This is a genomic window from Methylobacterium sp. CM6246, assembly GCF_054818005.1.
Genome location: NZ_JBTXKY010000001.1, coordinates 986,265 through 1,011,011 on the forward strand (window position 1 = coordinate 986,265; position 24,747 = coordinate 1,011,011).

Below are 24,747 nucleotides of genomic sequence, written 5' to 3' on the forward strand. Positions count from 1 at the left end.
ATCTCGCCCCGTCCGACAGCCGACGCGCGCGTCAAGGCTCCGAGTGACCTAGGGTAGCGCCTCCCCCGGGTCGATGCGCGCGGCATCGTCCGACGAGACCGGTTCGATCCGGTCGCCCAGAAGGCGACGGCCGGACGCGATGACTTGCAGGACCTGCCGGTCGCCGCCCGATGCCAACACCCCGTGCTCGAGGTGCCGCAGACGTTCGATCAGGTTCGGCGGTGCGGCGTCGCGGTGCTGAAGCCCTGCCTCCACCAGAGTGGTCACCACCCGTTCCAGCCGGCCGAAGGTCCGGCCCTCGAGGGATGGCCGGTGTTTCGACTGCGTCCTCGTCCAACCTGCCCCTGGGTCGAACCGAAGCGGCACCGCCGGGGCGGTGCCATGCGGGCCGGAGGGCCGCCGGTGAAAGCTTGGCATGTACCGATGGCCTCAGATCCGGGACACCACCGGGCTCACGGCGGCCGCGGTCTCCACCGTCGCGGTGCCCGCCCGGTGTGCCGCGGCCGGATGGGGCACGCGCGTGCCAAGATCCCATGCCGAATTCCATGCCGCGCCGTCATAGCCCTCGTACCAGGCCCGACGCTCGCGGGAATCCCCCGGGTAGGGGCAGGCATCCCTGGGTCGGCCGAAGGTACGGGCGCGCGCGCCCTGCTTGATGACTTCCATGATCATTGGCGCCTGTCTTCCCGCCCCCACGAAGCTTTCGTGACGGCGTCGAGTAGCGCGCGGATCGCCGGTCCCGACAAGCGTGTTCGCTCCCGGCCGCCGTTCTCACCGACACACGTCAGGATAATCCCGACGTCCCGGTGCCCGGATTACGCTTGACCGTTGTCGTGCCGCCTATCTGGAGAAAACAGGGCGGGGCGAACGGGCGACGTGACCTGGCCGCTCAGCGCCTGGCGGTCGGGAATTCTTCTTGTCCGTCCGTGAGGCGCCGTCATCGCACCGGTCTTGTCGCCGCCAAACCTCCGCACAGTCCCGTTCTGCTCGAGCGCCGGACCGGCAAGGACCGCGCTGGCCACAAGCGCGGCATGGGCCGCCGATGGGCGGCCCATGCTCTCTCCTCGCGTGCGGAGACTAGTAGCCGCAGCCGGGATACGGGCGGCCGTAACCGTAGCGGACCGGGGCGTAGCCGTATCCATAGCCATAGCCGTAGGGGCGGCCGAAGCCGGCACCGTAATAGGCTGGCCGCACCGTCGCGGCGGCGAGCCCGAGGCCCAGGCCCGTCGCGAGACCGAGGCCGCGATAACCGCGACGGTAACCGTAGCGTCCGTAGTGGCGTCCATACCCGTAGCGGGCATGGCGCAAGCCGAACCCGCGATAGCGGCCGAACCCGCGATGATGCGCGCGGAAACCGATCCCATGGAAACCGCGATGCCCTCGGAAGCCTCCGCGGTGACCGTGGGAACCGCCGTGATGTCCGTGGAAGCCATGCCCCCTGCCGAAGGGCCTCGCCTCGCTCGACGGGGCGAACAGGACGAGGCTCGATACCGCCGCGAGGGCGAGTGCGATGCGTTTCATGGAGCGACTCCGAATGGGCCATGCGTGGCCGCGCGGCGGGAGGAAAGGTTCGGCCGACAGGCCGACCCGGGTGAGCGCCCCGGTCGGATGTGGCGCAACCTCACCGGCTCACACGGTCATCTGTGTCGCCGGACGCGCTCCTTTCAGTCAGAGAAGCCCGCAACCGCGTCGGGATAAACCTGACGGCCGCCTGCAGCCCCTCCGGGCGCGGCTTGCGTTCGATGCGGAGCCATACGACGACCCCAGCCTGGTTCCGGGCGCGGTCGTGACTCCGCCAATCCGGGGTTCCCTCCGCCAGGCGGCAAGGAGTGCCATGAGGCAAGCGTTGGATCGAACGGCACGGCTGGTCCGCGCGCTCCGGAGACGGCCGGGCCTCGCCTCGCCGCCGGGTGGTTCCGGCACCGGACCGGCGACCTCGATCGAACGTGCCATCGAGGATTGCGCCCGGTACGGCGGAGGACTCGCAGTGTCCGACCCCGCCCCTGACTGGGGCCGCATCCGATATCCCGCCCATGACATGTCGACGTGAGCCGGGTTCGGATACCGGAGGCTCCCGGCGTCAGGCCCCCTCCGCTTGCCACAGGTGGCGACGTTGGCCCCGCGCGCTTCCGGAACCGGCCAACGACAACGGCGCCGATGCGTCGGCGCGTGGTATCCACACGCTCGGCCTCGTCATCCTCGGATGCGTCGTTGTGGTGTGCTTTCTTTTAGCCCTGATGACTTGACTGGGCGTGCCGATAAACCGCTCAATCTTGAATCGGGAACCAATCCACTCCCGAGTTTCGCGATAAGTCTATGAATGCAAGGCCGTCGTGCGGGTCGGCGAGATGTTTGATCCCAGGGTTTGATGGTGCACCCTTCATGTCCGCGTGAAGGGACGCGCTATTGGGTAGGTTCTTCACGACAGCGCCACGACGACGGAGGCGATCTGTCGCGCGATCCAGCAGAGTCAAGCGAGCCTGAAGACGCTCTCGAAGCGCTACAGGATCAACCCGAAGACGGTCGCCGGCCAGCGCACGGCGCCGAGTACCATGAACCGGGCAGCTTCCGTGGCGCGGATGCTGATGCAGTCACCGGGGCGGAATACCAACAGTTGCCCGGGCCCAAAGCCGTCGCCGGCGATCTCGATAGCGCCCGAGACCGTGTAGATTGCCCGCTCGTCGTAGGTCGGATCAAGGGGGAGCACAGCGCCCACCTCCAGCGCCACGTCGGCGTAGACCATTGGACTTGAGGTCCGCACCGGCGAGCGCGCCCCAAAGGCCTCGCCCGCGATCAGCCGGACAGTCTTGCCCTCGCCGGTCAGGACCGGTAGCGACGGCGCGTCGTAGTGCTCAAAGGCTGGCGCCGTCTCCTCGTCCTTTGAACTCAGGGCAACCCAGCTCTGGATCCCGAAAAGTTTCGAGCCGGTCTGCCGAAGGGTCGGTGCGGTGCGCTCGGAGTGGGTGATGCCGCGTCCGGCGGTCATCCAGTTCAACTCGCCCGGCCGGATCGGCAGCGCGGTACCGAGGCTGTCGCGATGCATGATCTCGCCGTCGAACAGGTAGGTGACGGTCGAGGAGGGTCACAAGGACAAGGCGGAACTGCCGACCCGGGTCTACCGGCTCGATCCCTCGACCGGGCAGGCCAAGGTCACGGCTGAGGGCATCGATCGGCCCAACGGCCTCGCCTTTTCACCCGACGAGAAGATCCTCTACGTCGTTGATTCAGGCATCACCCATGGTGGGCGGGCCAATATCCGCGCCTTCACGGTCGAGGGCGACCGGCTCATCGGCGACCGCGTCTTCGCCGAAGGCTTCGCGCCGGGCTTCACAGACGGAGTCCGCACCGATGTCGACGGCAATGTCTGGTGCTCGATGGGCTGGGCCGACCCGAAGGAGGACGGAGTGCGCTGCTACATGCCGTCGGGCGACCTGATTGGCAAAATCAACCTGCCCGAGACCTGCGCAAATCTCTGCTTCGGGGGGCCGAAGAAGAACCGGCTGTTCATGGCGGCGAGCACCTCGATCTACGCGGTCTATGTCGAGACGCAGGGAGCAATGGTGCCGTAGGGTACCTCGGCCGCCCCACAACGACTGCCGCGCGTGAACTCTCAACCCTTGCGCAGGAGAGGCTCGGTCGCCTGTGGGCATGACGGCAGCGTCTAATTCGACGAGTTTTCGCTCGGAAGTGGACAGGCGGGTTCCACCCATCTGAGACATTCATGCGAGCGATGCGACGCGGCTGATGCTGGCCGATTGCGGTCTGTCCGCTTCGGGGCAAGGCTGCCGGGAAAGCAAACGATCTCCTACCGACCCGATCTTGCCGTTCAGACCATTCCACTGCCTGCCGAGAAAGGAAATGTTGGATCAGGGCCACGCGTCATCTTTCGCCGCCGTACAGGGTTCGCCCAAAGAGCGCGAGCATTGCGCTCCAGCCACGCTCGGCAGCGGCATGATCGTAGACTGGAAAGTCCGGCATCATCCAACCGTGCGCGGCTGGATACGTTTGCGATGTATAGCGTACGCAGGCCTCCGTCAGAGATCGCTGCAGCCGCTCGGCCATCGCAGGCGGGTAGCTGCCGTCGTTCTCGGCAGCGCCAATATAGACCTCCGCCCTCAGCTTCGGCGCGAACAGGTGGGGGCTCGTGGGCGCATCGGTCGCGAGATTGCCCCCGTGAAAGCTTGCGGCTGCAGCGAACCGCTCGGGGTAGGTTCCCGCTGTGGCTAAGGCCATGCCGCCGCCCATGCAGAAGCCCACCACCCCGACCGCCCGACCTCTGACGTCGTCGCGCGTGTCGAGATAAGCGAGCATGGCCTCTGCATCTTCCGCGGCCTTGAGGGGACTGGTTGTAGCCATGAGCGGCCCGAGGACGGCGCGAAAGTCACCTGCGAACACCTCCTTGGGCACGAATGGCCCGTAGGGTCCGTAGCGGTAGAAGAGATCCGGCAGCAGGACGATGTAGCCAGAGGCAGCGAGTTGCTGTGCCATGTCGAGCATCGCCGGCCGGATACCGCCGGCGTCCATGTAGACGATCACCGCGGGCCATGGTCCGCCGCTGGCGGGGATCACCACGTGCGAAGGGCAATCGCCATCGCGTGTCCGGATCGTGACTTGTTCGATTGGCATGAGGGGCTCCTCGGCGGGACGTCTGCGATGTCCGCTTTGAACCACTGGCGACCGTCAGCCAATGGACCACAAACCATTTGATCCACTTACCCTTCTATGACCTACAATCTGTGGTTGGATAATAAATAGGGTTTAGACATAATATACCATAAGACACATCCCGTTCAAGATTAACGATCTAAAAACGCGTACATGCCAAGGATAGTATCATTATACCTGCTTGGTTACATCGCATGCTTAAGGTTATTGGCTGTTTCTCGGACTCACATGATTTTTGGCTCGTCGGTCTGGCGGCTGTCATGTGTGCGCTCGCTGCGATCACATGCGTCGAGCTGCTGCGCCACGCTGGCAAAGCAAGCCCGCGGATGCGCGCGATCTGGCTCGGCGTCGCGGCCGTGGCCGGTGGCTCCGGCATCTGGGCGACACACTTCATCGCTATGCTTGCGTTTGAGCCAGGCCTGCCGAGCGCCTATCACGTCGGCCTGACCAGCCTCTCGCTCGTCTACGCCATCGCCATGACCGGGCTTGGCCTTACCATCGCGCTCGCTCGCGCCATCCCGTTCGCAGCCACGCTCGGCGGCGCGATCCTGGGGCTCGGCATTGCGGCCATGCACTACACCGGGATGGCCGCGTTCGAGATCGCTGGTCACATCATATGGGACCCCGCCCTCGTGGCGGCTTCATTGATCCTCGGCGGTGTGCTTGGCAGCGTTGCCCTCCCGGTCGCCCTCGTAGGCGAGAGCCTGCGCGGGCGCACGACTGGCGCGCTGTTGCTCCTGCTCGCGATCTGCAGCCACCACTTCATCGCCATGGGTGCGGTCACGATCGTTCCTGATGCGAGCGTCCTGATCTCAGAGAGTGCCATCCCGGCCCGCTGGCTTGCGGTCGGCATCGCCCTGGCGAGCCTCGCCATCCTGTTCCTCGCAAGTGCGGCGCTGGCCCTCGACATCCGCGACCGGCGCCACGTGGCGCTGGAACGGGATCGCCTACACAGCCTCGCCAACGCGGCCGTCGAAGGACTGGTCGTGTGCCGGGGTGACCTCATCATCAGCGCTAACGACAGCTTCGGCAAACTCGTTGGCCTCGCTGCGACTGAACTCACCGGGGCTGCGCTGTCGCGGTTCCTGCCCGAAGCTGCAACCCGCCTCGCGCTGACTGAACCGTCGGATCAGCTGATCGATGCCGAGCTGACGCGCGCGGACGATGGCAAGATCCCCGTCGAGTTGATCATGCGTCCGGTCACCTACGGCAACCAGCCGCACTACGCGGTCGCCGTGCGCGACCTGCGCGCTCGGCGACGGGCCGAGGGACAGATCGAGTTCCTCGCCCATCACGACGCGCTCACCGGGCTCGCCAATCGCGCGAGCTTCAATCAACGCCTCGACCAGGAGCTGAAGGTCGCCGAAGCGACCGGCCGAAAGCTCGCGGTTCTCTGCCTCGACCTCGATCGGTTCAAAGAGGTCAACGATCTCTTCGGTCACGCGGCCGGTGACACCATGCTGGTCACCGTCGCCCGCTCCGTCACGACACTCCTCGACGAGACGCAGTTGATGGCCCGTCTTGGCGGCGACGAGTTCGCGATCCTGATCCCCTGCGAGCAAGCGGTCGCAGCCGGGCGCCTGGCCGAGCAGGTCCTAGAAGCGCTGCGCAGCAGCAGCGCCGATGCCACCGGTCCGATGATCGCCACCAGCATCGGTATCGCGCTCTACCCGGACGACGCGGATGAGCGCGCGCTGCTCCTGAGCTACGCCGACACGGCGCTCTACAAAGCCAAGGCCGAGGGTCGAGGCACTTACCGCTTCTTTGAAGCCAAGCTGGGTACGCAGGTTCGAGAGCGGCGCCTCCTCGAACACGACATGCGCCACGCCGTGGCCTGCGGCGAGATGCACCTCGTCTACCAGCCTCAGACCGACGTGCAGACCGGTACCGTACTCGGCTTCGAGGTGCTGCTGCGTTGGCAGCATCCCCAGCGCGGTCCAGTTTCGCCTGGCGTGTTCATCCCGATCGCGGAGGAGAGCAGCGCGATCCTGCAGATCGGCGAGTGGGTGTTGCGGGAAGCTTGTCGTGAGGCGACGAGCTGGCCGAACCCACTCACGATTGCCGTCAACGTCTCCGCCGTGCAGCTACACGCGCCGCACTTCGCCCAGCTCGTTCACGAAGTCCTGTTCCAGACTGGGCTCAAGCCCAATCGCTTGGAGATCGAGATCACCGAGACGGCACTCATCCGTGATCCTGGTCGGGCCCAGTCCACCCTGCGCCAGCTGAAGGCTCTCGGAGTCCGCATCGCAATGGACGATTTCGGGACCGGTTACTCGTCCCTGTCGAACTTGCGCGCCTACCCGTTCGACAAGATCAAGATCGACGGCTCTTTCATCCGGGCGGTCGATCTCAACGAGCAGACGGCCGCGATCGTGCGGTCGGTTCTCGGGCTCGGCCGCGGTCTGGGACTTCCGGTTCTCGCCGAGGGAGTCGAGACGCAGGCGGAGTTGAGCTTCCTGGCAGGCGAGAACTGCCAATCGGCACAGGGCTACCTGATGGGCCGACCCGCTGCGATCAAGACTTTCACTGAGCACACGCATGGTGCTCGATCTGATAGCGACCGTCACGCCTTGGTAGCCTAGCGCAGTTTCAAATGCTTCGCGGCGGGGAGCGGCACGAGGCCGTCGGTTCTAACCGTGTGAGCTAGAACTCAGAAAGTCGATGTATGGTGAGCCATCTCGCGCTGATCACGGATGCCCCGCGTCGTGGCGAGTGCCCTGTACGCGCCCTCAGCGCGGTCGACGCCTGCCGTATGCACGACCTCGACCAGGCGATAGCTTCGATCTGGAAGGTTTATGCAGCGCTGATCGACCGGCAGCCCTACCGGCAGCTCATGTCTGCGAAAGCACTGGCAATCTTGAACGATATGGTAGGTCCAATCGCCGGCTCGCTCGGGGGTGCTTACTGTCCTGTCGCTGCGGCGATCGACGCATGAGCGAGCGTCGAGCCGCCGCTCGGCACCCCGTCGTCGTCCCCGCTCTGTGCCTTCGCAGCGACGGATCCGAGTTCCACGCGGTCACTGTGGACATCTCGTCTGAAGGGTTGAGACTGCGATCAGCAACGCTGCCGGTGGTCGACGAGCGTTTGATCTGCAACATCCGTGACATTGGATCCATTCAGGTTCGTGTCGTGTGGGCGGGGAGCTGCGACTTTGCCGTGCGCGTCATCGGCACGACTCCTTCACCCGGCGACGTGGCGCGACGCTTCATCGAGCTGGCTCGCCGGCAAGCGAAGTTGTCCGAGGTCGTGCGGGTTCACCGACGGATCGTTCCAGAGCGCACGGCCGTAGAGGTCGAACTGGCGGATGGTCGGCGCGTGCCGGCGCAGATCCTGAACCTGTCGGCCTCGGGCGTGGCGCTCTCATTGGATACTGCTCCAGCGCTGGGCGAAATAATTCGAGTTGGGCGCCGTCAGGCGACAGTCGCGCGTCGAATTGAGCGAGGCGTCGGCGTGGCCTTTCTCGAACCGCTCGAGGACGCGGCGGTCGGCGAGCACACTGTGCTTTGAGGCGCGGTGTTTAGGCTGTCGCGTACATATCAGCGACTGTGATCCATGACGTCAATGATCAAGATTAAATCCGAGCTTCGCGGGTACTGAAAGTCGCTCTTATGTGAATGGCTCGGCGTAAAGGCCGTGACGCGCAATGTCTGCTTTGAGGGAGCTGCCAAGACCGCTTGAATGACTGGGATGGGCGCAGAGCCGAACGACCGCTTTGGCGCGGGTCGGCGATCCGGCATGGCGTAGTCTGGCCGAACGCAGAACGGCTGCTTTAGAGCGCCTGGAATCAACAACCGGACATGCCGCAGCCGCGGCGCAAATCCAGGCGCTTACAAAAAATGTCCGCAGTCTCGTGCGAAGCAAAACACAGAGCTGGACGCTGGCTGCGCGAGGCGGTGTCTGCCAAGCGGGTGCGCCGATGCTGGCACCTGTAAAAACTTCGGAACCGAGGCGTCGAAGCCGGTCCGCTTCTTGCTCCTCCTGCGCTCGCTGGATGCACTCATGGCTGCCGAATCCGGAGATTCCGCATGCGTCGATCCCTGCACACGGATCAGGAAATCGCCTTCCTGCTGGACGAGGCCGCGCGGGGCATCCCCATCGCCGACATCTGCGCGAGCGCCCATGTCTCGCTCGGCACCTTCTACCGCTGGCGTCGTCGGCTCGGCGGGCTGATGCCTGCGGGCCTGGTCCGGCTCGATCAGGTCGAGCGGGAGAATGCCGGCCTCCGGGCCGAGGTGCAGCGACTCCGCGCTGCCCTGCTCATGCAGCCGTTGCGCGCGGAGCCAACGCAACCGACATCGACGGAGCGCGTGGCCCTGCATCAAGGCCCGCGCTACCGCGGCGCCCACGCCTGTGTCGGCAGGTTTGCCTTCGTTCGAAGCGCCAACTGAACGCCGGAATCCCGTAGTCAGGGTCGGCGTGTCGCGGTCCCGTGTTTCCAGCCTCAGACCAATCCGGATGGCGCCGACTCGAGGGCCGATTTGGGCATCATCATGTGCACGCCCTTGTTGCCGTCGACAGTCTGGGTGATCCGCAGGTTCCCGGCGAGCGAGCAAAGCATATAGGCCTGGTTGCGGGTGAGGCGCGTACGCGCGCAGACGAGGCGGACCATCTCCCGCACGGCTTGGCGCATGGCCTCGTCGAGGCTCTCGTGCAGGCCGATCGACATCAGGTCGGCGGGCGTCTCGGCGAAGGGCCACGCGCCCGGAAGGTCCTTGCGCACAGTGAGCCGGAAGGTGCCGCTTAGCCCCGTCTCCAGGGCGGTGATGCAGACCTCGCCGTCGCCCTGCACGCCGTGGCCGTCGCCCGCGTAGAAGCCGCCGCCGGGGTTGAACACCGGGAGGTAGAGGCTCGTACCGACCCGCATCTCCTTGTTATCCATGTTGCCGCCGAACGCGCGGGGCACCGGCGTCCCGACCCGACCCCAGGCGGCAGGTGGGGCGGTCCCCATGATGCCGAAGAACGGGTCGAGGGGCAGTTCCGTGCCCCAGGGCAGGCGGCACACACCGCGCGCCGTGTCGATGTCGGCGTGGACTGTCTCGTAGTCGGTGAACTCGTCCGGCAAGGTGCCGAGCAGCGGCAGGATCGCCACGAAGCCCCAGTCGAGGCGGAACTTCAGGTCGAGGATGTCGATCTGCAGCATGTCTCCGGGCTCGGCGCCCAGCACGTGGACCGGGCCGGTGACGAAGTGCGGGCCGGGGCCGCGCTCCAGCGTGTCGAGGGCGTGCAGCAGGTCTGGCGGCACGCGGGCCGGGTCGGGGTGGAGCGACTCACGTCCACCCGCCGGATGCGAGTGCAGCGTGACGGTGTCGCCCGAGGCGACCGTCAGCACGGGCGGCAAGGCGGCGTCGAAGTAGCCGAGCACCATCGTTTCGGGCGTGGCGGGGATCTCGTGATGGGCGGACACGGCGTCTCCTGGGTTGTCCGTCAGATGGCGATGTGACGGGTAAGGATCTCGTGGTTCAGCGTGGCGGGGTCACCGCGCACGACGACGCTACCCCGGGACAACACCACCACGGCGTCGCCGACCCGAAGGGCGAAATCGAGATACTGCTCCACGAGCAGCACGGTGATCCGCCCTTTGAGCCCGGCGATCACCGCCTCGATGGCGGCGACGATCGAGGGCTGGATGCCTTCCGTCGGCTCGTCGAGCAGCAAGGCGCGGGGCCGTGTGGCGAGCGCTCGGGCAATGGCGAGCTGCTGCTGCTGGCCACCCGATAGGTTGCCCCCCGGACGGTGCCAGAGGTCGCGAAGCGCCGGGAACAGGGTGACCGCCTCGTCCACCGCGTCGGTCCGCCCGAGGCCGTGGGCCCGGGCCGCGACCCGCATGTTCTCGGCGACGGTCAGGTCGGGGAAGATCTCGCGCCCCTGCGGCACGTAGGCGAGGCCTGTCCGGGCGCGCCTGTCCGAGGACAGGCGCGTCAGTTCGGTCCCGTCGAGGGCGATCCGGCCTTGGCTCGCCGGGATCAGGCCGGTGAGGCAGCGCAGAAGCGTGGTCTTGCCGGCGCCGTTGCGGCCGAGAACGGCAAGGCAGCGCCCCGGCTCGACCGCGAAGCCGACCCCGCGCAGCACCTGCGCGCTGCCGTAATGCTGATCGAGCCCCTCGACGGCGAGGCGTGCGGGTGCATGCGTCATCGGCCGAGGAAGACCTCGATCACGCGGGCATCGCCGCGGGCACCCTGCATGCTGCCCTCGTAGAGCGTGCGGCCCTCGTGCAGCACCGTCACCCGGTCGGCGATGGCCTCGACGAAGGCCATGTCGTGCTCGATCACCAGGATCGCGCGGTCCGGCCGGCGCAGGTCCCGGATCAGCGCGGCGGTCTGGGCTGTCTCGGCGTCGGAGAGGCCGGCCACGGGCTCGTCGAGGAGGAGGAGCGCGGGCTCGGCGGCGAGCACCATGCCGATTTCCAACCACTGCTTCTCGCCATGCGCGAGGGCGCCGGCCTGCACGGCGGCCCGTGGGGCAAGGCTGATCTCGTCGAGAACGGCGGCCACGCGGGCGACGCGGGCGCGCGCCTTCAAGGCGGGTCCGCAGCCCATCTCGATGTTCTCGCGTACGGTGAGTGCCGGGAAGACGCTGGGCTTCTGGAACTTCCGCCGCACGCCGGCCCGGGCGATCTCGGCCTCCGAGCACTTCGTCAGGTCGATAGAATCGCCCAGCATCACCCGGCCGGAAACCGGTTTGGTGATCCCGGAAATCACATCGAGCAACGTGGTTTTGCCAGCGCCGTTCGGGCCGATCACAGCCCGCACCTCGCCCTGATCGACCGCGAGCGAGACGGCGTCGAGCGCCGTGAAGCGGCCGAAGGCGACGGTCAGGGCGTCGACCACGAGTGCGCTCATCGCCCCCTCCGCAACCAAATCGGGCGCGGGCGCAGGGCCGCCAGGTCGAGGAGGCCGTTCGGCAGGACCAGCACCACGAGGAGCACCAGCCCGGACAGGATGAAGGGCCACGCTTCCGGCATCGCTGCGCTGAGCCAGAACTTCAGGCCGTTGACGAGAACGGCGCCGATCACCGCCCCGCCGAGCCGCCCCAGCCCGCCAACCGCCACCCAGACGGCGATCTCGATGGAAAGGTCGGGGGCCAGAACGCGCGGGTTGATGATGCCGACCTGCGGCACGTACAGGATGCCCGCGAGCGCGGCGATCATGGCTGAGAGGCACCAGATCCCGAGCTTCAGCCGCGTGGTGCTGTAACCGAGGGTGCGCAGGCGGATCTCGTCGTCTCGGCAGGCGAGCATTCGCCGTCCGACGGCGCCGCCGACGAGAAGCCGCGTTCCGGCGAGCACCGCCGCCAGCGTCAGGAGGGCGGCGACGGCCAGCCCGGTGCCGACGCGCGGCGAGCCCATCGGCCAGCCGAACAGCAGCGGGAAGCCGGTCATGCCGTTGTTGCCGCCGAGCCCGGTATCGTTGCGGTACATCAACAGCATCGCGACGTAGACGAGAGCTTGGCTGATGATCGAGAAGTAGACGCCGTTGACCCGCGAGCGGAACGAGGCAAGCCCGAATACGAAGGCGACGAGGCCGGCGAGCGCAAGGGCGAGGACGAACGCGTAGGCGGCGAGGTCGAGGCCCGCCCAATAGGTCGGCAGGGTCTTCCAGCCCATGAACTGCACGAAGTCCGGCAGGACGCCGGTCACGGCTGCGCCGTGGGCCAGCAGGTGCATGGCGCAGACGTAGCCGCCGATGGCGAAGAACAACCCATGCCCAAGGCTCAGGATTCCGAGATAGCCCCAGACCAGGTCGAGGGACACGGCGAGGATCGCGAAGGCGGCGAGTTGGCCCAGAGCGTTGACGAGATACGGGTCGGGGGGCGCTGCGAGGAGCGCTGCGGCGGCCACGAGGCAGAGGACCACAAGCCCGGCCACCAGGGGATCGCGTACGGCGCGTAGCGCCGGTCCGGCGGGGCGCGCCCGGATGGTCTGCATCGCGCCGTTCATCGCCGTCGCCGGACGGCGAACAGGCCCTCGGGCCGTCGCTGCAGGAACAGGATGATGCCGACGAGCACGATCACCTTGGCGGCGACCGCACCGGAAATCGGTTCGATCAGCACGTTGGCGCCGCCGACCGCGACTGCCGCCACGAGGGTCCCGATGAGGCTTCCGACGCCGCCCAGCACCACGACCATGAAGCTGTCGACGATGAAGCCCGAACCCATACCGGGATTGACGCTGTAGATCGGGCAGAGTGCCACTCCGGCGAGCCCAGCCAGGCCCGAGCCGAGGCCGAAGGCAAGGCGGTCGATCCGGCGGGTCGGCAGGCCGAGGCAGGCGGCCATGTCGCGGTTCTGTGTCACGGCGCGGATGTCGAGCCCTAGCGGCGTGCGGCGCAGGATCAGCAGCGTCAGAATGAGGGTGGCCCCCGCAAAGCCGATCGCGAAGAGCCGGTTCCAGGTCATGACGAAGTCGGCATAGACCGGTACGCCACCGCTGACGTAGGCGGGCATCGAAAACTGAAGGTTCTGCGTGCCGACGGTGACGCGCACGAGGTTGACCATAAACAGGCTCACCGCCCAGGTTGCGAGCAGGCTCATCAGCGGTCGCCGGTAGAGGTGGCGTAGGACCAGCGCCTCGACGCCGATGCCCACCAGAGCGACCGCCACGAAAGCCAACGGGATTGCCGCCACGAGGTAGAGGTCAAGCAGTCCTGGGACAAACCGGCGGAAGGCCTCCTGAACGCCATAAGTGGTGTAGGCACCGAGCATGATGAACTCGCCCTGGGCGAGATTGATCACGCCCATGAGCCCGAAGATGATGGCGAGCCCGGCCGCCGCCATGAACAGGATGCTTGCGAAGCTCAGCCCGTTGTAGACGATTGCGAGACCATCGCCGATCGCGACCGCGCGCCGGACCTGGGCCAGACCCGCATCGAGGGCGACCCGGAAGGCCGGGTCGGCACGGTAGGCAGGGTCGCTCTTCAAAGCGTCAAGCCGCGCCGCGGCAGCCCCGGACGGGCTCGCGGCCACGGCGGCGATCGCCGCCCGGCGCCGGACCGGATCGGGCGAGGACAGGGCGGCCGCCTCGGCGAGGCTGGCGATCGTACCCTTCAGCGCAGCATCACTCTCCGCATCCCGTGCCCGGTCGAGCACCGCTGCCGGAACGATGGTGATGCGCCGTTCCAGGACGGCAAGACCGGCGGCGCGAGCGGCGGGCGTCCCCTCCGTGAGCAGGGCCACGACGCCGCGCGCCGTCTCGACGGCGGCACGTTGGCGTAGGCCGAGGACCGGCGCGCGCGCCTCCGCGGCCGGCCGGCGCGCGCCGGTCACGGCGTCCTGGCCCTCCGGCGCGTTCTGGCCCACGAGCAGCAAGGCACCGTCCGGCAAGCAGGCGAGGCGACGCTCGACGAGGGCGCCGAGGAGCCGCCCGGCGTAGGCGAGGTCGTCGGCCGGCAGATCGCCGCCGGCGCGGACGAGGCCCTCTGCCGCCCCAACCTGTGCCGCGCCATCCCCGCACAAGGCCCCGGCAAGTATCGCCCGGTCGAGCGGCGCTGCAAAGGCCGGCATTGCCGGGAGCGCCAGACACAAGAGCGCCAGGTACCAGAACGCCGGGTACCAGGGCGCCAGGTACCAGGGCGGCAGGCCTGCCTGGCGAGGACGCCCCCTCGGATCAGCCATAGGGGCTGAACGGGACCGGCTTCGGCGCGTCGGCAGATTGCCAGAGCACGTCGAAGCCGCGCTTCTCGTTGACCGAGCCGATGAAGACGCCGCGGGAGACGTAGTTGTTCTCGCCCGTCATGGTCAGCGTGTAGCCCGACGGATCGTCGAAGCTGAGGTTCGCGAAGGCTTGGCGCACCTCCGGTACTGCGAAGGAGCCCGCCTTGGCGGCGGCGAGCGCCCAGAGATGGACGCTGTCGTAGGCTGAGACCATCGGATCGATGACTGTGTCGGCGCTGAACGGGACGTTCTTGGCCTTCACGTAGGCGGCCCAGTCGCCAAGGAATTTCTTGTTCCGTTCGCCCTTGGCGGCCTGGAGATAGGCCCAGCAGTTCAGGTGGCCGACGAGCTTGGCGGTATCGAGCCCTTCGAGATCGGCCTCCACCATGTCGAGGCCGAGGATCGGCACGTCGGTGGCGGTGACGCCCTGGTTGGCGAATTCACGCAGGAAATCTGGGATCGAGGATCCGACGACGGTAAGCACCACAATCGCTTGGCCGCCGGGCTGGCTGGCGAAGCTGCGCACCTGGTTCACGAGCGTCTGGAAATTCGAGAAGCCGAATGGCACGTACTCCTCGCGCCACGCGGTCTCCGGGATGCCCTTGCTCTTCCAGTACCCCTTCAATTGCTTGTTGATCGTGCGCGGCCAGACGTAGTCCGAACCGATCATGAAGAAGCGCTTTGCGCCGACTCCTTCGGGGCCCATCAGGTAATCGACCGCCGGCAGCACGGAACTCGCGGGCGGCGAGTTCATGTAGACGACATTCTTTGAATTCTCGTCGCCCTCGAAGTGGAGCGGGTAGAACAGCAGCCCGTCGTTCTGCTCGACGACCGGCAGCACCGACTTGCGGGACACGGAGGTCCAGCAGCCGAACAGGGCCGCGACCTTCTCCTGTTGAAGCATTTGCCGGCCGACCTGGGCGTAGAGCGGCCAGTCCGAGGCGGGATCGGAAGTCAGGACCTCGATCTGGCGGCCGTTGACGCCGCCGCGTCCGTTGATCTCGTCGGCGGCCATGCGAACGACGTGGTTCAGCCGGCCCTCGAGATTGGCCATCGTGCCGGAGGACGAGAACAGGCACCCGAGCTTGACCGGGTCGGCTGCGAAGGATGGGCGGATGAGGGCTGGTGCCGCGAGCAGCGCCGCTGCGCCGACGAAGCTGCGCCGCGTGAGATGCGTCATCGATCCCGAAGCTCCCGTGGATTGGCCATCCGATTGTCGGCCGCCGTCCGGTCGACGGGAAGGGGAAAGAGGCCGCAGTCCGGCCAGGAATTTGCGCATATTAGCGGCACTTGCGCGCGTGGATGGCGGTATTCATCGGAGAACGTCAAAATTATCGTATTGAATACGAGCTTCTCCGCCGCCTGAACCGGGACGCGACGTCTTCAACATCACGACGGCGGGCGCATCCCGCCCCATCGCCGACGCGCAGGGATGTCTGGGTCTGCCGAAGCGCGTCTCATCGGACGTATTCGGTCGCGAATGGCACGCTTCTTGTGAGGAGTTCGCTAGCGCAGCGTCGCGTAGAGCGGCGACTACGGGTTGGCGTGCCGTCGATACTGAGAGCTGCCGGGTGACCGGATCTCCTCGACCGCTCTGCCCCCGTCACGACCTCGACATCGTCGCGCGTCCGGCCGGGAGCCGGCGCACCGCCTGAAAGACTCCGACATCCGCCTCCTGAGGAGAGCCGATATGTGCGACCGTCACGGCGATTATCGCGTTCCTGATTTCTCGCAGTTCAAACCCACCCGCAGACGCTTCCTCGGCGGAACCGCCGCGGCGCTCACGCTCGCCGTCGGGCCCGGCACGATCGGCCATGCGATGGCGGCCAACGGTATCCGAGCGACGCACGGGACCGGCTTCTGCAACCTGAACTTCTTCCTGGCCGAGGCGATGCAGCTCGCCAAGGACGACGGTCTCACCATCGACTTCGTGAACACGCCGACCTTCTCCGATCAGGTCACCTTCCTCGGGATGGGTCAGGTCGATGCCGGCGTGATGCCCTACACCAGCTTCATGGCACTCTACGATGCGGGTGCCCCGGTGAAGATCGTGGCGGGCGGCGGCATCGAGGGCTGCGTGCTCGTAGCCCAGCCGGGCCTCGACAGTCCGGAGAAGCTTAAGGGCAAGACGCTCGGCACCTTCCAGCTCGATACGCTCGAAGTGCTGCCCTACGACTGGCTGAAGAAGAATGGCGTCGCCTTCAAGGACATCACGGTCCGCTACATGGGCTCGACCCCGGAGGCCGTGGAGGCGTTCCGCGCCGGCGCCCTCGACATCATCTCTACGATCGAGCCCTACGGCACGGCGCTGTTGACCGACGTGAAGGGCGCCGTAAAGCTCTCCGACGGCACCGACATCTACGGCAAGGGCTATACTGACTGCGTGCTCGCCGTGCGCAATGAGCTGATCGCCAAGAACCCAGCGGCAGTCAAAGCCCTAATCAAAGGCATGATGAAGGCCCAGGCCGTGGCAGAGGGCGACCCCCAGACCGCCCTGAACAAGCTCGTCGGCTCCTACTACAAGACCTCGATGAGCAACGCCCAACTCGCCATGGGCCGGCAGCCCTCGGTGGTGGACGCCCGCAACCAGACGCAGTTCATCCTCGACCGGACCGATTCCGTCGCCGAGATGGGCTACATCAAGAAGAAGCCCGGCCGCGACGCGATCGACTGGACCCTGCTGGAACAGGTCATCGCCGAAAACCCGGAGCTCTACGGCAAGCTCAAGCTGAAGTCGGCCTGAGCGAATGGCCATCGATCTCGCCCGCGCCGCCGCCGTCCCGCACGGCCAGCCGCGTCTCCCGTTCGCACGGCGCCTGGCGCTGCCCGACGGGTTCGTCCCACTGCTGCAACGGATCGGCTGGATGCTGGTCTCGGTCGGATGCTTCGCCGGCCTCTGGGAGCTGCTCTGGGCGTTCGGCATCGCCGATGCCAAGCTGCTGCCGCCACCCCACATCTTCCTCGGCAACCTCGTCGAGCAGGCGCGTTTCTTCAATACCGCGCAGCGCTGGCAGATCGGCACCGGCATGAACGCCGGCCCGAGCCCCGCCATGGCGGTGTTGATCACCGTGCTCGCCTCCACCGGGCGGGTGTTGGCAGGGTTGTTCCTGGCCGCAACCCTGTCGATCCTGGTCGGCGTGGCGATCCGCTACGTCGTGCTGTTCGAGCGGTTGACCCTGCCGACCATCACGCTCCTGGCCCCGGTCTCGCCGATCGCGTGGCTGCCCGTGGCGATCTTCATGTTCGGGATCGGCAACGCTCCGGCGATCTTCATGGTGTTCATCGCCCTGTTCTTCACGATGGTCCTCTCGACCATCCATCAGATCGACGGGGTCAACCGGAACTACATCAACGTCGCCCGGACGATGGGTGCGTCGAAGCGCCAGATCTACGCGCGGGTGATCGTGCCGGCGATCCTGCCGGGGCTGCTCGCGGTGCTGCGCCTCAACCTGTTCGGGGCCTGGATGGTGGTGCTCGTCGCCGAGGCGACCGGCGTCGGCTACGGTCTCGGGCAGGTGATCATGCTGGCGCGCAACACCTTCAACCCGTCGCTGGTCTTCTTCACCATTACGCTGATCGGCTTCCTCGGCTTCGCCTTCGACCTGATGTTCCGGCTGGTTCAGCGGCGGATGCTCTATTGGCTGCCACGCGACGCGGGGTCTTCCCTTGGGCTCTGACCGTCTCTCCGTTGCCGATCGCCCGGCCGTGTCCGGCGAGAGCGACGCCGTGTCCTGCCGTGGCGTTTCCAAGGTCTGGGCCGCTGGCACCGCCCGCGCCCACGAGGCCCTGCGCGACATTGACCTCGACGTGCAGCCCGGCGAGTTCGTGGTGTTCCTCGGCCCGTCCGGCTGCGGGAAGAGCACGCTGCTCTACCTGATCGCCGGGCTCGAGGCCGCCACGGGGGGGCGGATCCAGTCCTTCGGCGAGCCGGTGGCTGGACCATCCCCCGAACGCAGCCTGATCTTTCAGGAGACCTCGCTCTTCCCTTGGCTCAGCGTCTGGCAGAACGTCAGCTTTGGCCTGTCGCTGAAGGGTGTGCCGGAATTGGAGCGCCGGAGCATCGCGCGGGCCGCACTCCAGCGGGTCGGCCTCGCCGAGGCGTTCGACAAGCGGCCCGACGAGTTGTCGGGCGGCATGCGTCAGCGCGTAGCGGTCGCCCGGGCGCTCGCCATGCGCCCCAAAGTCCTGCTGATGGACGAGCCCTTCGCGGCGCTCGACGTGCAGACCCGCCAGAAGATGCAGGACTTCCTGCTCGATGTCTGGCGCGACAGCGGCGCCTCGGTGCTGTTCGTGACCCACCACATCGACGAGGCGGTGGCGCTCGCCGATCGCGTGGTGGTGTTCACCGCTCGCCCGGGGCGGATCAAGACGATCGTGGTCAACACCCTGCCGCGCCCCCGCGACCCGTTCTCGCCCGACGCCGAAGCGATGCGGCGGCATCTCACCGAACTCCTGCGCGATGAGGTCGACAGGGCCTTCGCCGAGCAGGAAGCCCTCGCCTGACCAATTCCGACCATAACGGACCGAAGCATGGCCACATCGTTGATTCGCAGCCGGCAGATGATCACCCGCACCCTCGTCCGCGAGCGCTGGGAGGAGGTCGCCGACGGAGCTGTGCTCCAGAAGGACGGGGTAATCGAGGCGGTCGGCACCTACGCGGAGTTGCATGCGCGCTATCCCGACGCGCCCGTCATCGGCTCCGGCCGCGAGATCCTGCTGCCGGGCTTTGTCAACGGGCATCATCATGTCGGCCTGACGCCGGTCCAGCTCGGCTCCCCCGACATGCCGCTGGAGCTGTGGTTCGTCACCCGCATGGTGGCGCGCAACCTGAACCTCTACCTCGACACCCTGTACTCGGCCTTCGAGATGGTCGGCTCCGGGATCACCACGGTCCAGCACATCCACGGCTGGATGCCTGGAAGCCTGGAAGAGGTCGAAGCGCGCTCGAACGAGGTGCTGCGCGCCTATCGCGACATCGGCATGCGGGTCTCGTACTGCTTCGCAGTGCGCGACCAGAACCGACTCGTCTACCAGGCGGACATGGATTTCGTGGCGAGCCTGCCGACGTCGCTCCAGGACCCGATGAAGCGCTGGTTCGAACGCTTTCAAATGTCGCTGGAGGACAATTTCGCGCTGTTCCGTAGCTTGCACTCAGGCCAGGCCGGGGCTGCCCGGGCCAAGATCCAGCTTGCTCCCGCCAACCTCCACTGGTGCTCCGACGCGGCGCTCGAGGGCCTGTCCGGGCTCTCCGAATCCTACAATGTGCCGATGCACATGCATCTGGTCGAGACCGCCTACCAGAAGGCCTACGCGGAAAAGCGCAGCGGCGGGACGGCGGTGGAACATCTTGACCGGTTCGGCCTGCTCGGGCCGCGCATGACGCTCGGCCATGGCGTCTGGCTGAACGAGGCCGACATCGACCGCGTGGCCGCGACCGGAACCTGCATCTGCCACAACTGCTCCTCAAACTTCCGTCTGCGTTCGGGCGTGGCGGCGCTCAACCGCTTCGAGGCAAAGGGCATCAACACCGCGATTGGCCTCGACGAAGCAGGCATCAACGACGATCGCGACATGCTCCAGGAGATGCGGCTCGTGCTGCGCGCCCACCGGGTGCCCGGCATGGACGAGGCCGACGTGCCGGGCATGGCCCAGGTGCTGCGCATGGCGACTGTCGGGGGCGCCCGCACCACCGGCTTCGGCGACAGCCTCGGCACGATCGAGGTCGGCAAAGCCGCCGACCTCGTGCTGCTGGACTGGGACCAGATCGCATATCCCTACCTCGACGCCGAGACGCCGCTGCTCGACGCGGTGATCCAGCGCGCCAAGACCGGCGGCGTCACGACGGTGCTGTGCGACGGCGAGGTGCTCTACGCTGATGGCCGTTTCACCCGGGTCGACCGCGACGCCGCCCTGAAGGCCCTGCACGACGACTTGGCACGCGCCCTGTCGGACGATGAGGTCGAGCGTCGTCAGCTCTCAAAGGCCCTCCTTCCCCATGCCCGGCGCTTTTACGCAGACTATATCGACCCCGCTCGGCACGAGCCGTTCTACCGTCCGAGTTCGCGCGTCTGAGGCGTGCGAATCCTCCTCGTCAACCCGAACACCTCGGCGGCCATGACGGCCCGGATGGAGGCTGCCGCCGCCAGCGCGCTGGCCCCGGACGTGCAGCTCACTGCGCTGACGGCGGCGCACGGCCTCCCCTACATCGCGAGCCGAGCGGAGGCGCAGCTCGCCGGCGCAGCGGTGCTGGAGACTCTGGCCGAACATCAATCCGGCTTCGACGCCGCCGTGATCGCGGCTTTTGGCGATCCCGGCCTGATCGCAGCACGCGAGCTGTTCGACCTGCCCGTCGTTGGGATGGCCGAGGCGGCGATGCTCACCGCCTGCATGCTCGGCCAGCGCTTCGGTGTCGTGACGTTCTCGGGCACCCTGCTGCCCTGGTACGAGGATGCGGTGCTGCTGGCCGGACTCTCTGCCCGATGCGCCTGCGTCCGGTCTGTTGCGGCCGGCTTCCGGTCGGTCACGGAGGTGCAGCACGAACTTGAGGCCGAGATCATCGCCCTCGCGAACCGCGTTGTGACCGAGGATGGTGTCGACGCGGTGATCCTGGCTGGAGCGCCGCTGACTGGCCTGGCCGCTCGGATTGCCGAGGCGGTCCCGGTGCCGCTGATCGATCCGCTCTCTGCCGCGCTCGGGCAGGCGCAGGTCATGGTCCGGCTCGGCGTGAAGCCCCCGCGGGCGGGCCGCTTCGCGCGTCCGCCGGCCAAGCCGGCCACCGGCTTCGCGCCGTCCCTGCGGCGGTGGATCGAGCGCCGCAACGCCGAGGATGACGCCTGCTGAGGCAGGTCGCTCAGGCGGTCGCGAACACGTCGCCCCATCCAATGAGTGCCTCGGTGCCTGCGCCGGCAAGGTCTATCGCCTTCCACAGGCTGACCGCGACCGAATCGTAGACCGGGATGCCGAGTTCGGCCTCCAGGGCGGCGGCGATCGCGCCGCCCGCGAGGTTGGTGCAGACGATGGCCGCGGCCTGCGCGCCCTCGGCCGCGACGGCGCGCACCATCCCGGCGATCTCGCTTGTGCCGGCCAAAGCGAATTCGAAGTTCTCTGACAGACCGAGATGCCGCTCTGCCGAGCAGTCGAACCCGTCGGAGCGCCAATTCGCCTGGATCCGCGCCTGGACGTCCCCGGTATAGGGGGTCACCAGCCCAATGCGTTCGATGCCGCGTCGCCGAAACAGGTCGCGGAAAGCAAGCGCGGAGGTCGAGGCCGGCACGCCGGTTCGCTCGGTCACTGCCGCTGCGAGCGCCACGTCATTGTCGAAGCCAAGCCAGGCACCCGCAGTCCCGTTCCAAAGGATCGAGGCGACCCGCGCATCGGCGAGCAGATCGGCGGCCGCGAGCATCGGTTCCTGCGCGAATTGGCCCAGTGCGACGGCTGACAGGCCGATCTGGGTCACGCGCACGCGCGAGAAGTGGGCCGTGACCCCGTCCTGCCCGGCCAGCATGCGCGCCGTCATCGGTTCGAGCACGCTGTTCGACGAAGGGGTGAGCATCCCCAGCCTGATCGTCCGTCCGGATTCGCGCATTGTGACCAAGGGCTCCAAGCACGAGCCAGGGACGGCTCGGCCGCAGCTCATGGCAAGGTTCGTTCCGACGCGAACCTCCGGCATCCGGCATCCGGCCACCGAGATCAAGGTTTCCTCCCAGTCTGCTTTTATGCCGTATTCGAGGCTCGGCACAGATCACCCCCGATCAATCGACATGATACCGGGGTGAATCTACCAATCGGGTGGCACGACCGTTGCTGAGTCCCCCTACAGCTTCAGGGGTCCTTCGGCTTGTCTCGCACACCTCACGTGACTGATCTCTCTCGCCGCACCGTTCTGGCGCTCCCGCTCGGCCTCGCCGCGGCCTCGAACGGCGCAAGCGCCGCCGAACCGCGGCGGGGCGGCACGATGGTGATGATCGTGCATCCAGAGCCTTCGACCTTAGCGCATTACGCCGTATCGGCCGGCAACATCCCGCCGATCGCCACGCAGGTCTATGAAGGGCTGTGCACCTACGACTGGGATTTGAACCCACGGCCCAACCTGGCCAAGTCGTGGGATGTCGCAGCGGACGGAAAGACCATCACATTCACGCTCCAGGAGGGCGTGACTTTCCACAACGGCAAACCGTTCACCAGCGCGGATGTGCAATACTCCTTCATGGAGATCTTGAAGAAGTATAATCCGATCGCCCCAGTAATGCTCGCCGAACTGGTAGCCGTCGACACGCCCGATCTGATGACCGCGGTGCTGCGGCTCGCCAACCCGGCTCCGTACATCATGAAAGCGCTCTCTGGGCGCGACCTGCCGATCTTGTGCCGATCGGTGTTCGAGGGAACCGATGTCCTCCAGAACCCGACCGCCAACAAGCCGATCGGGACCGGCCCGTTCAAGTTCGTGAGCTGGGAGCGCGGTCAGTCCGTGCGGCTGGACCGCAACGAGAGTTACTGGAAGCCGGGGCTGCCGTACCTCAACCGTATCGTCGCCCGCTTCATCCCGGATGCCGCAACGCGTTCGGCCGCCATGGAGGCCGGGGAAGCCCATTTCGCCGGCTACAGCGCGGTGAACTATGCCGATCTCGCGCGGATGAAGACCAATCCAGTCCTCGACCTGACCACCAAGGGCTACGAGATGACGCCGGCTCAGAGCGTCCTGGAGCTGAACGGCCGCCATCCGCAGCTTCAGAAGAAGGCGGTGCGCCAAGCCATCGCCTACGCGATCGACCGCAACGTCATCCTCAGGGACGTGATGTTTGGCTACGGCCTGCCCGCCTCGGGTCCACTCAGCCGCAAATTCAAGACGGCCGGCCTCTACACCGACGACGTGCGCCAGTATGACGTGCCGGATCGGCTGGAAATCGCCAACCGGCTGCTCGATGAGGCCGGCGCACCCCGCGGCGCGGGCGGGATGCGCTTCGCCCTCCATCTGGAGGTGAACTCGTTCGGCGAACAGTGGCTGCGGCAGGCCGAATACTTGAAGCAGGCCCTCGCCGCGGTGGGCATCGACGTGACTCTGCGCTCAGAAGACACCGCCACCTGGCTGCGGCGCGTCTACACGAACTATGATTACGACATCAACGAACCGTTCCTGAGCCAGGGCGTCGATCCGGTCTACGGGTTGAACAAGCAGTTCCTGACCTCGCAGATCCGAAAAGGTGTCACCTTCGTCAACGACACGTTCTATTCGAACCCGGAAGTCGACCGCATGCTCGGCGAGGGCGCGCGCGAGCTGGATCCGGAAAAGCGCGGGGCGATCTATAAGAAGGTCCAGCAGATCCTGGCCGAAGACAGCCCGATGATCTGGCTGATCGACGTGCAATACGTGAGCGTCTTCAACCGGCGTCTCAAGGATCACACCACCGGACCGCTGGGCACACAACAGGCGTTCGAGCGAGCCTGGATGGACAAGTAATCCGGTGCGGCTCGCGCGCTTTCTCGGTCACCGGTTTTTGCTGGCGATCCCGGTGATCCTGGGTATCGTCGTGCTGAACTTCTTCCTGATTCACCTGGCGCCTGGCGACGCCGCGTCGGTTCTTGCTGGCGAAAGTGGCGCGGCCAGTCCGGAATACATGGAGCAGCTGCGCCGCAAGTTCGGCCTGGACCAACCGATGGCGACGCAATTCGGCGTCTACCTGCTCAACATGCTCCACCTCGATCTCGGCTACTCGTTCCGCAACGACAGCCCCGTGGCGAGCCTGATCCTCGACCGGTTGTGGCCGACGAGCCTGCTGATGCTGACCGCCTTCGGGACCGCCCTGGTGATCGGTACGCTCCTCGGCCTCGTAGCGGCCACCGGGCGCAACTCCTGGCGCGACGCGGTGATCTCGCTTGTGAGCCTGGTGGCCTATGCCACGCCGGGGTTCTGGCTCGGGCTGATGATGATCGTGATCTTCGCGATCCGGCTCGGCTGGCTTCCCACTAGTGGCTTCGACACGGTGGGGGCCGACAACGAGGGCTGGGACGAGGTCTGGGACGTCGGGCGTCACTTGGTCATGCCGGCCGTCGCCCTCTCGCTCTTCTACCTCGCGGTCTACGCCCGGGTGATGCGCGCTTCCGTGCTGGAACAGGTCGGCATGGACTACGTCACCACGGCCCGGGCCAAGGGCCAGACCGAGGCCCGGGTGATGACCGGCCACGTCCTGCGCAACGCCCTACTGCCGGTGGTCACCATGGCGGGGGTACAGGCCGGCAACCTGATCGGCGGCTCGATCGTGGTCGAGACGGTGTTCGGCTGGCCGGGGGTTGGCACCCTGGCCTTCAACGCGCTCCAGTCGCGCGACCTCAACCTCCTGCTTGGAATCTTTTTTGTCTCGGCCTGCCTCGTCGTCGTGATCAACCTCGCCGTGGACCTCGTCTACGTCTGCCTCGATCCTCGGATGGAGCTGTAGC

The 24,747-nt window shown here is 66.7% G+C and carries 24 protein-coding genes and 1 pseudogene; 13 read left to right on the top strand and 12 right to left on the bottom strand.

Annotated elements, in window-relative coordinates; translation table 11 throughout:
- Positions 1-48: 48 nt before the first annotated feature.
- The 4 genes and pseudogenes from ACYQPG_RS05020 to ACYQPG_RS05035 all read right to left on the bottom strand — a co-directional run.
- Positions 49-267: a hypothetical protein gene (locus tag ACYQPG_RS05020; protein ID WP_419828850.1), complete on the bottom strand. Its 219-nt coding sequence runs from the start codon at positions 265-267 to the stop codon at positions 49-51.
- Positions 268-429: 162 nt separating this feature from the next.
- Positions 430-672: a ribosome modulation factor gene (locus ACYQPG_RS05025; protein ID WP_147908638.1), complete on the bottom strand. Its 243-nt coding sequence runs from the start codon at positions 670-672 to the stop codon at positions 430-432.
- A gap of 405 nt (positions 673-1,077) precedes the next feature.
- Positions 1,078-1,521 (bottom strand): hypothetical protein, encoded by a 444-nt coding sequence (locus ACYQPG_RS05030; protein WP_461230415.1) that lies wholly within the window; start codon positions 1,519-1,521, stop codon positions 1,078-1,080.
- A gap of 1,021 nt (positions 1,522-2,542) precedes the next feature.
- Positions 2,543-3,076 (bottom strand): annotated as a pseudogene (locus ACYQPG_RS05035) (pirin family protein); the annotation flags it as partial.
- Here ACYQPG_RS05035 and ACYQPG_RS05040 point away from each other — a divergent pair.
- Positions 3,066-3,569 (top strand): SMP-30/gluconolactonase/LRE family protein, encoded by a 504-nt coding sequence (locus ACYQPG_RS05040; protein ID WP_461230416.1) that lies wholly within the window; start codon positions 3,066-3,068, stop codon positions 3,567-3,569. The pseudogene ACYQPG_RS05035 and the gene ACYQPG_RS05040 sit on opposite strands and share 11 nt — an antisense overlap.
- 310 nt (positions 3,570-3,879) lie before the next feature.
- Here ACYQPG_RS05040 and ACYQPG_RS05045 read toward each other — a convergent pair whose 3' ends face one another.
- A complete protein-coding gene (locus ACYQPG_RS05045) occupies positions 3,880-4,626 on the bottom strand; it encodes a dienelactone hydrolase family protein (RefSeq protein WP_147938767.1) in 747 nt (248 codons plus the stop codon).
- Between the two features lie 233 nt (positions 4,627-4,859).
- On the opposite strand from ACYQPG_RS05045, the gene ACYQPG_RS05050 reads away from it, so the two are divergent.
- The 4 genes from ACYQPG_RS05050 to ACYQPG_RS05065 all read left to right on the top strand — a co-directional run bounded on the left by ACYQPG_RS05050 (position 4,860) and on the right by ACYQPG_RS05065 (position 9,053).
- A complete protein-coding gene (locus tag ACYQPG_RS05050; RefSeq protein ID WP_461230417.1) occupies positions 4,860-7,247 on the top strand; it encodes a bifunctional diguanylate cyclase/phosphodiesterase in 2,388 nt (795 codons plus the stop codon).
- 83 nt (positions 7,248-7,330) lie between these two features.
- On the top strand, positions 7,331-7,600 hold the full coding sequence (locus tag ACYQPG_RS05055; protein WP_461230418.1) for a hypothetical protein: 270 nt from the start codon (positions 7,331-7,333) through the stop codon (positions 7,598-7,600).
- Positions 7,597-8,172: a PilZ domain-containing protein gene (locus tag ACYQPG_RS05060; protein ID WP_461230419.1), complete on the top strand. Its 576-nt coding sequence runs from the start codon at positions 7,597-7,599 to the stop codon at positions 8,170-8,172. The genes ACYQPG_RS05055 and ACYQPG_RS05060 overlap by 4 nt, the downstream gene beginning before the upstream one ends.
- Before the next feature lie 518 nt (positions 8,173-8,690).
- Positions 8,691-9,053 (top strand): transposase, encoded by a 363-nt coding sequence (locus ACYQPG_RS05065; protein WP_461230420.1) that lies wholly within the window; start codon positions 8,691-8,693, stop codon positions 9,051-9,053.
- Positions 9,054-9,106: 53 nt separating this feature from the next.
- Here the strand turns inward: ACYQPG_RS05065 and ACYQPG_RS05070 are convergent, their stop codons facing one another.
- The 6 genes from ACYQPG_RS05070 to ACYQPG_RS05095 are packed head-to-tail and all read right to left on the bottom strand — an operon-like array spanning position 9,107 to position 15,493.
- Entirely contained in the window at positions 9,107-10,069 is a 963-nt protein-coding gene (locus ACYQPG_RS05070) for an acetamidase/formamidase family protein (protein WP_461230421.1), read from the bottom strand.
- Between the two features lie 20 nt (positions 10,070-10,089).
- Complete coding sequence (gene urtE, locus ACYQPG_RS05075; RefSeq protein WP_147938772.1) at positions 10,090-10,797, bottom strand: urea ABC transporter ATP-binding subunit UrtE; 708 nt, start codon at positions 10,795-10,797, stop codon at positions 10,090-10,092.
- The gene (locus ACYQPG_RS05080; RefSeq protein WP_244039817.1) at positions 10,794-11,504 is read right to left on the bottom strand and encodes an ATP-binding cassette domain-containing protein; all 711 of its coding nucleotides are present in this window, start codon (positions 11,502-11,504) and stop codon (positions 10,794-10,796) included. Before ACYQPG_RS05080 ends, urtE begins: the two co-directional genes overlap by 4 nt.
- Complete coding sequence (gene urtC, locus ACYQPG_RS05085) at positions 11,501-12,601, bottom strand: urea ABC transporter permease subunit UrtC (RefSeq protein WP_461230422.1); 1,101 nt, start codon at positions 12,599-12,601, stop codon at positions 11,501-11,503. The genes ACYQPG_RS05080 and urtC overlap by 4 nt, the downstream gene beginning before the upstream one ends.
- A complete protein-coding gene (urtB, locus tag ACYQPG_RS05090; protein WP_461230423.1) occupies positions 12,598-14,274 on the bottom strand; it encodes an urea ABC transporter permease subunit UrtB in 1,677 nt (558 codons plus the stop codon). Before urtB ends, urtC begins: the two co-directional genes overlap by 4 nt.
- Complete coding sequence (locus tag ACYQPG_RS05095) at positions 14,267-15,493, bottom strand: transporter substrate-binding protein (protein WP_419828859.1); 1,227 nt, start codon at positions 15,491-15,493, stop codon at positions 14,267-14,269. Before ACYQPG_RS05095 ends, urtB begins: the two co-directional genes overlap by 8 nt.
- Before the next feature lie 510 nt (positions 15,494-16,003).
- On the opposite strand from ACYQPG_RS05095, the gene ACYQPG_RS05100 reads away from it, so the two are divergent.
- Genes ACYQPG_RS05100 through ACYQPG_RS05120 form a run of 5 tightly spaced genes read left to right on the top strand, consistent with a single transcriptional unit; the run spans position 16,004 to position 21,153 of the window.
- Complete coding sequence (locus ACYQPG_RS05100) at positions 16,004-17,056, top strand: ABC transporter substrate-binding protein (RefSeq protein ID WP_147938775.1); 1,053 nt, start codon at positions 16,004-16,006, stop codon at positions 17,054-17,056.
- A gap of 4 nt (positions 17,057-17,060) precedes the next feature.
- Positions 17,061-17,990 carry an ABC transporter permease gene (locus tag ACYQPG_RS05105; protein WP_147908352.1) on the top strand — a complete coding sequence of 310 codons (930 nt, stop codon included), beginning with the start codon at positions 17,061-17,063 and terminating at the stop codon, positions 17,988-17,990.
- 28 nt (positions 17,991-18,018) lie between these two features.
- Complete coding sequence (locus ACYQPG_RS05110; RefSeq protein ID WP_147908353.1) at positions 18,019-18,816, top strand: ABC transporter ATP-binding protein; 798 nt, start codon at positions 18,019-18,021, stop codon at positions 18,814-18,816.
- 27 nt (positions 18,817-18,843) lie between these two features.
- The gene (locus tag ACYQPG_RS05115) at positions 18,844-20,385 is read left to right on the top strand and encodes an amidohydrolase family protein (RefSeq protein WP_461230424.1); all 1,542 of its coding nucleotides are present in this window, start codon (positions 18,844-18,846) and stop codon (positions 20,383-20,385) included.
- Positions 20,386-20,388: 3 nt separating this feature from the next.
- Positions 20,389-21,153: an aspartate/glutamate racemase family protein gene (locus ACYQPG_RS05120; protein ID WP_461230425.1), complete on the top strand. Its 765-nt coding sequence runs from the start codon at positions 20,389-20,391 to the stop codon at positions 21,151-21,153.
- Positions 21,154-21,163: 10 nt separating this feature from the next.
- Here ACYQPG_RS05120 and ACYQPG_RS05125 read toward each other — a convergent pair whose 3' ends face one another.
- Positions 21,164-21,898 (bottom strand): maleate cis-trans isomerase family protein, encoded by a 735-nt coding sequence (locus tag ACYQPG_RS05125; RefSeq protein ID WP_147854674.1) that lies wholly within the window; start codon positions 21,896-21,898, stop codon positions 21,164-21,166.
- On the opposite strand from ACYQPG_RS05125, the gene ACYQPG_RS05130 reads away from it, so the two are divergent.
- From ACYQPG_RS05130 to ACYQPG_RS05140, 3 genes are all read left to right on the top strand, one after another.
- On the top strand, positions 21,816-22,088 hold the full coding sequence (locus tag ACYQPG_RS05130; protein ID WP_461232533.1) for a hypothetical protein: 273 nt from the start codon (positions 21,816-21,818) through the stop codon (positions 22,086-22,088). The two genes, ACYQPG_RS05125 and ACYQPG_RS05130, sit on opposite strands and share 83 nt — an antisense overlap.
- A gap of 179 nt (positions 22,089-22,267) precedes the next feature.
- Positions 22,268-23,770 carry an ABC transporter substrate-binding protein gene (locus ACYQPG_RS05135; protein ID WP_461230426.1) on the top strand — a complete coding sequence of 501 codons (1,503 nt, stop codon included), beginning with the start codon at positions 22,268-22,270 and terminating at the stop codon, positions 23,768-23,770.
- Between the two features lie 4 nt (positions 23,771-23,774).
- Positions 23,775-24,746 carry an ABC transporter permease gene (locus ACYQPG_RS05140; protein ID WP_147938780.1) on the top strand — a complete coding sequence of 324 codons (972 nt, stop codon included), beginning with the start codon at positions 23,775-23,777 and terminating at the stop codon, positions 24,744-24,746.
- The last annotated feature ends 1 nt before the right edge of the window (position 24,747 follow it).

Coding starts and splice junctions, on each gene's coding strand:
- ACYQPG_RS05130 (WP_461232533.1), top strand. CDS start 21,816: ATGCGCGCCGTCATCGGTTCGAGCACGCTGTTCGACGAAGGGGTGAGC.
- urtE (WP_147938772.1), bottom strand. CDS start 10,797: ATGACGCATGCACCCGCACGCCTCGCCGTCGAGGGGCTCGATCAGCAT.
- ACYQPG_RS05135 (WP_461230426.1), top strand. CDS start 22,268: ATGGTGATGATCGTGCATCCAGAGCCTTCGACCTTAGCGCATTACGCC.
- urtC (WP_461230422.1), bottom strand. CDS start 12,601: ATGAACGGCGCGATGCAGACCATCCGGGCGCGCCCCGCCGGACCGGCG.
- ACYQPG_RS05060 (WP_461230419.1), top strand. CDS start 7,597: ATGAGCGAGCGTCGAGCCGCCGCTCGGCACCCCGTCGTCGTCCCCGCT.
- ACYQPG_RS05050 (WP_461230417.1), top strand. CDS start 4,860: ATGCTTAAGGTTATTGGCTGTTTCTCGGACTCACATGATTTTTGGCTC.
- ACYQPG_RS05095 (WP_419828859.1), bottom strand. CDS start 15,493: ATGACGCATCTCACGCGGCGCAGCTTCGTCGGCGCAGCGGCGCTGCTC.
- ACYQPG_RS05030 (WP_461230415.1), bottom strand. CDS start 1,521: ATGAAACGCATCGCACTCGCCCTCGCGGCGGTATCGAGCCTCGTCCTG.
- urtB (WP_461230423.1), bottom strand. CDS start 14,274: ATGGCTGATCCGAGGGGGCGTCCTCGCCAGGCAGGCCTGCCGCCCTGG.
- ACYQPG_RS05115 (WP_461230424.1), top strand. CDS start 18,844: ATGGCCACATCGTTGATTCGCAGCCGGCAGATGATCACCCGCACCCTC.
- ACYQPG_RS05100 (WP_147938775.1), top strand. CDS start 16,004: ATGTGCGACCGTCACGGCGATTATCGCGTTCCTGATTTCTCGCAGTTC.
- ACYQPG_RS05080 (WP_244039817.1), bottom strand. CDS start 11,504: ATGAGCGCACTCGTGGTCGACGCCCTGACCGTCGCCTTCGGCCGCTTC.
- ACYQPG_RS05065 (WP_461230420.1), top strand. CDS start 8,691: ATGCGTCGATCCCTGCACACGGATCAGGAAATCGCCTTCCTGCTGGAC.
- ACYQPG_RS05125 (WP_147854674.1), bottom strand. CDS start 21,898: ATGCGCGAATCCGGACGGACGATCAGGCTGGGGATGCTCACCCCTTCG.
- ACYQPG_RS05055 (WP_461230418.1), top strand. CDS start 7,331: ATGGTGAGCCATCTCGCGCTGATCACGGATGCCCCGCGTCGTGGCGAG.
- ACYQPG_RS05105 (WP_147908352.1), top strand. CDS start 17,061: ATGGCCATCGATCTCGCCCGCGCCGCCGCCGTCCCGCACGGCCAGCCG.
- ACYQPG_RS05045 (WP_147938767.1), bottom strand. CDS start 4,626: ATGCCAATCGAACAAGTCACGATCCGGACACGCGATGGCGATTGCCCT.
- ACYQPG_RS05025 (WP_147908638.1), bottom strand. CDS start 672: ATGATCATGGAAGTCATCAAGCAGGGCGCGCGCGCCCGTACCTTCGGC.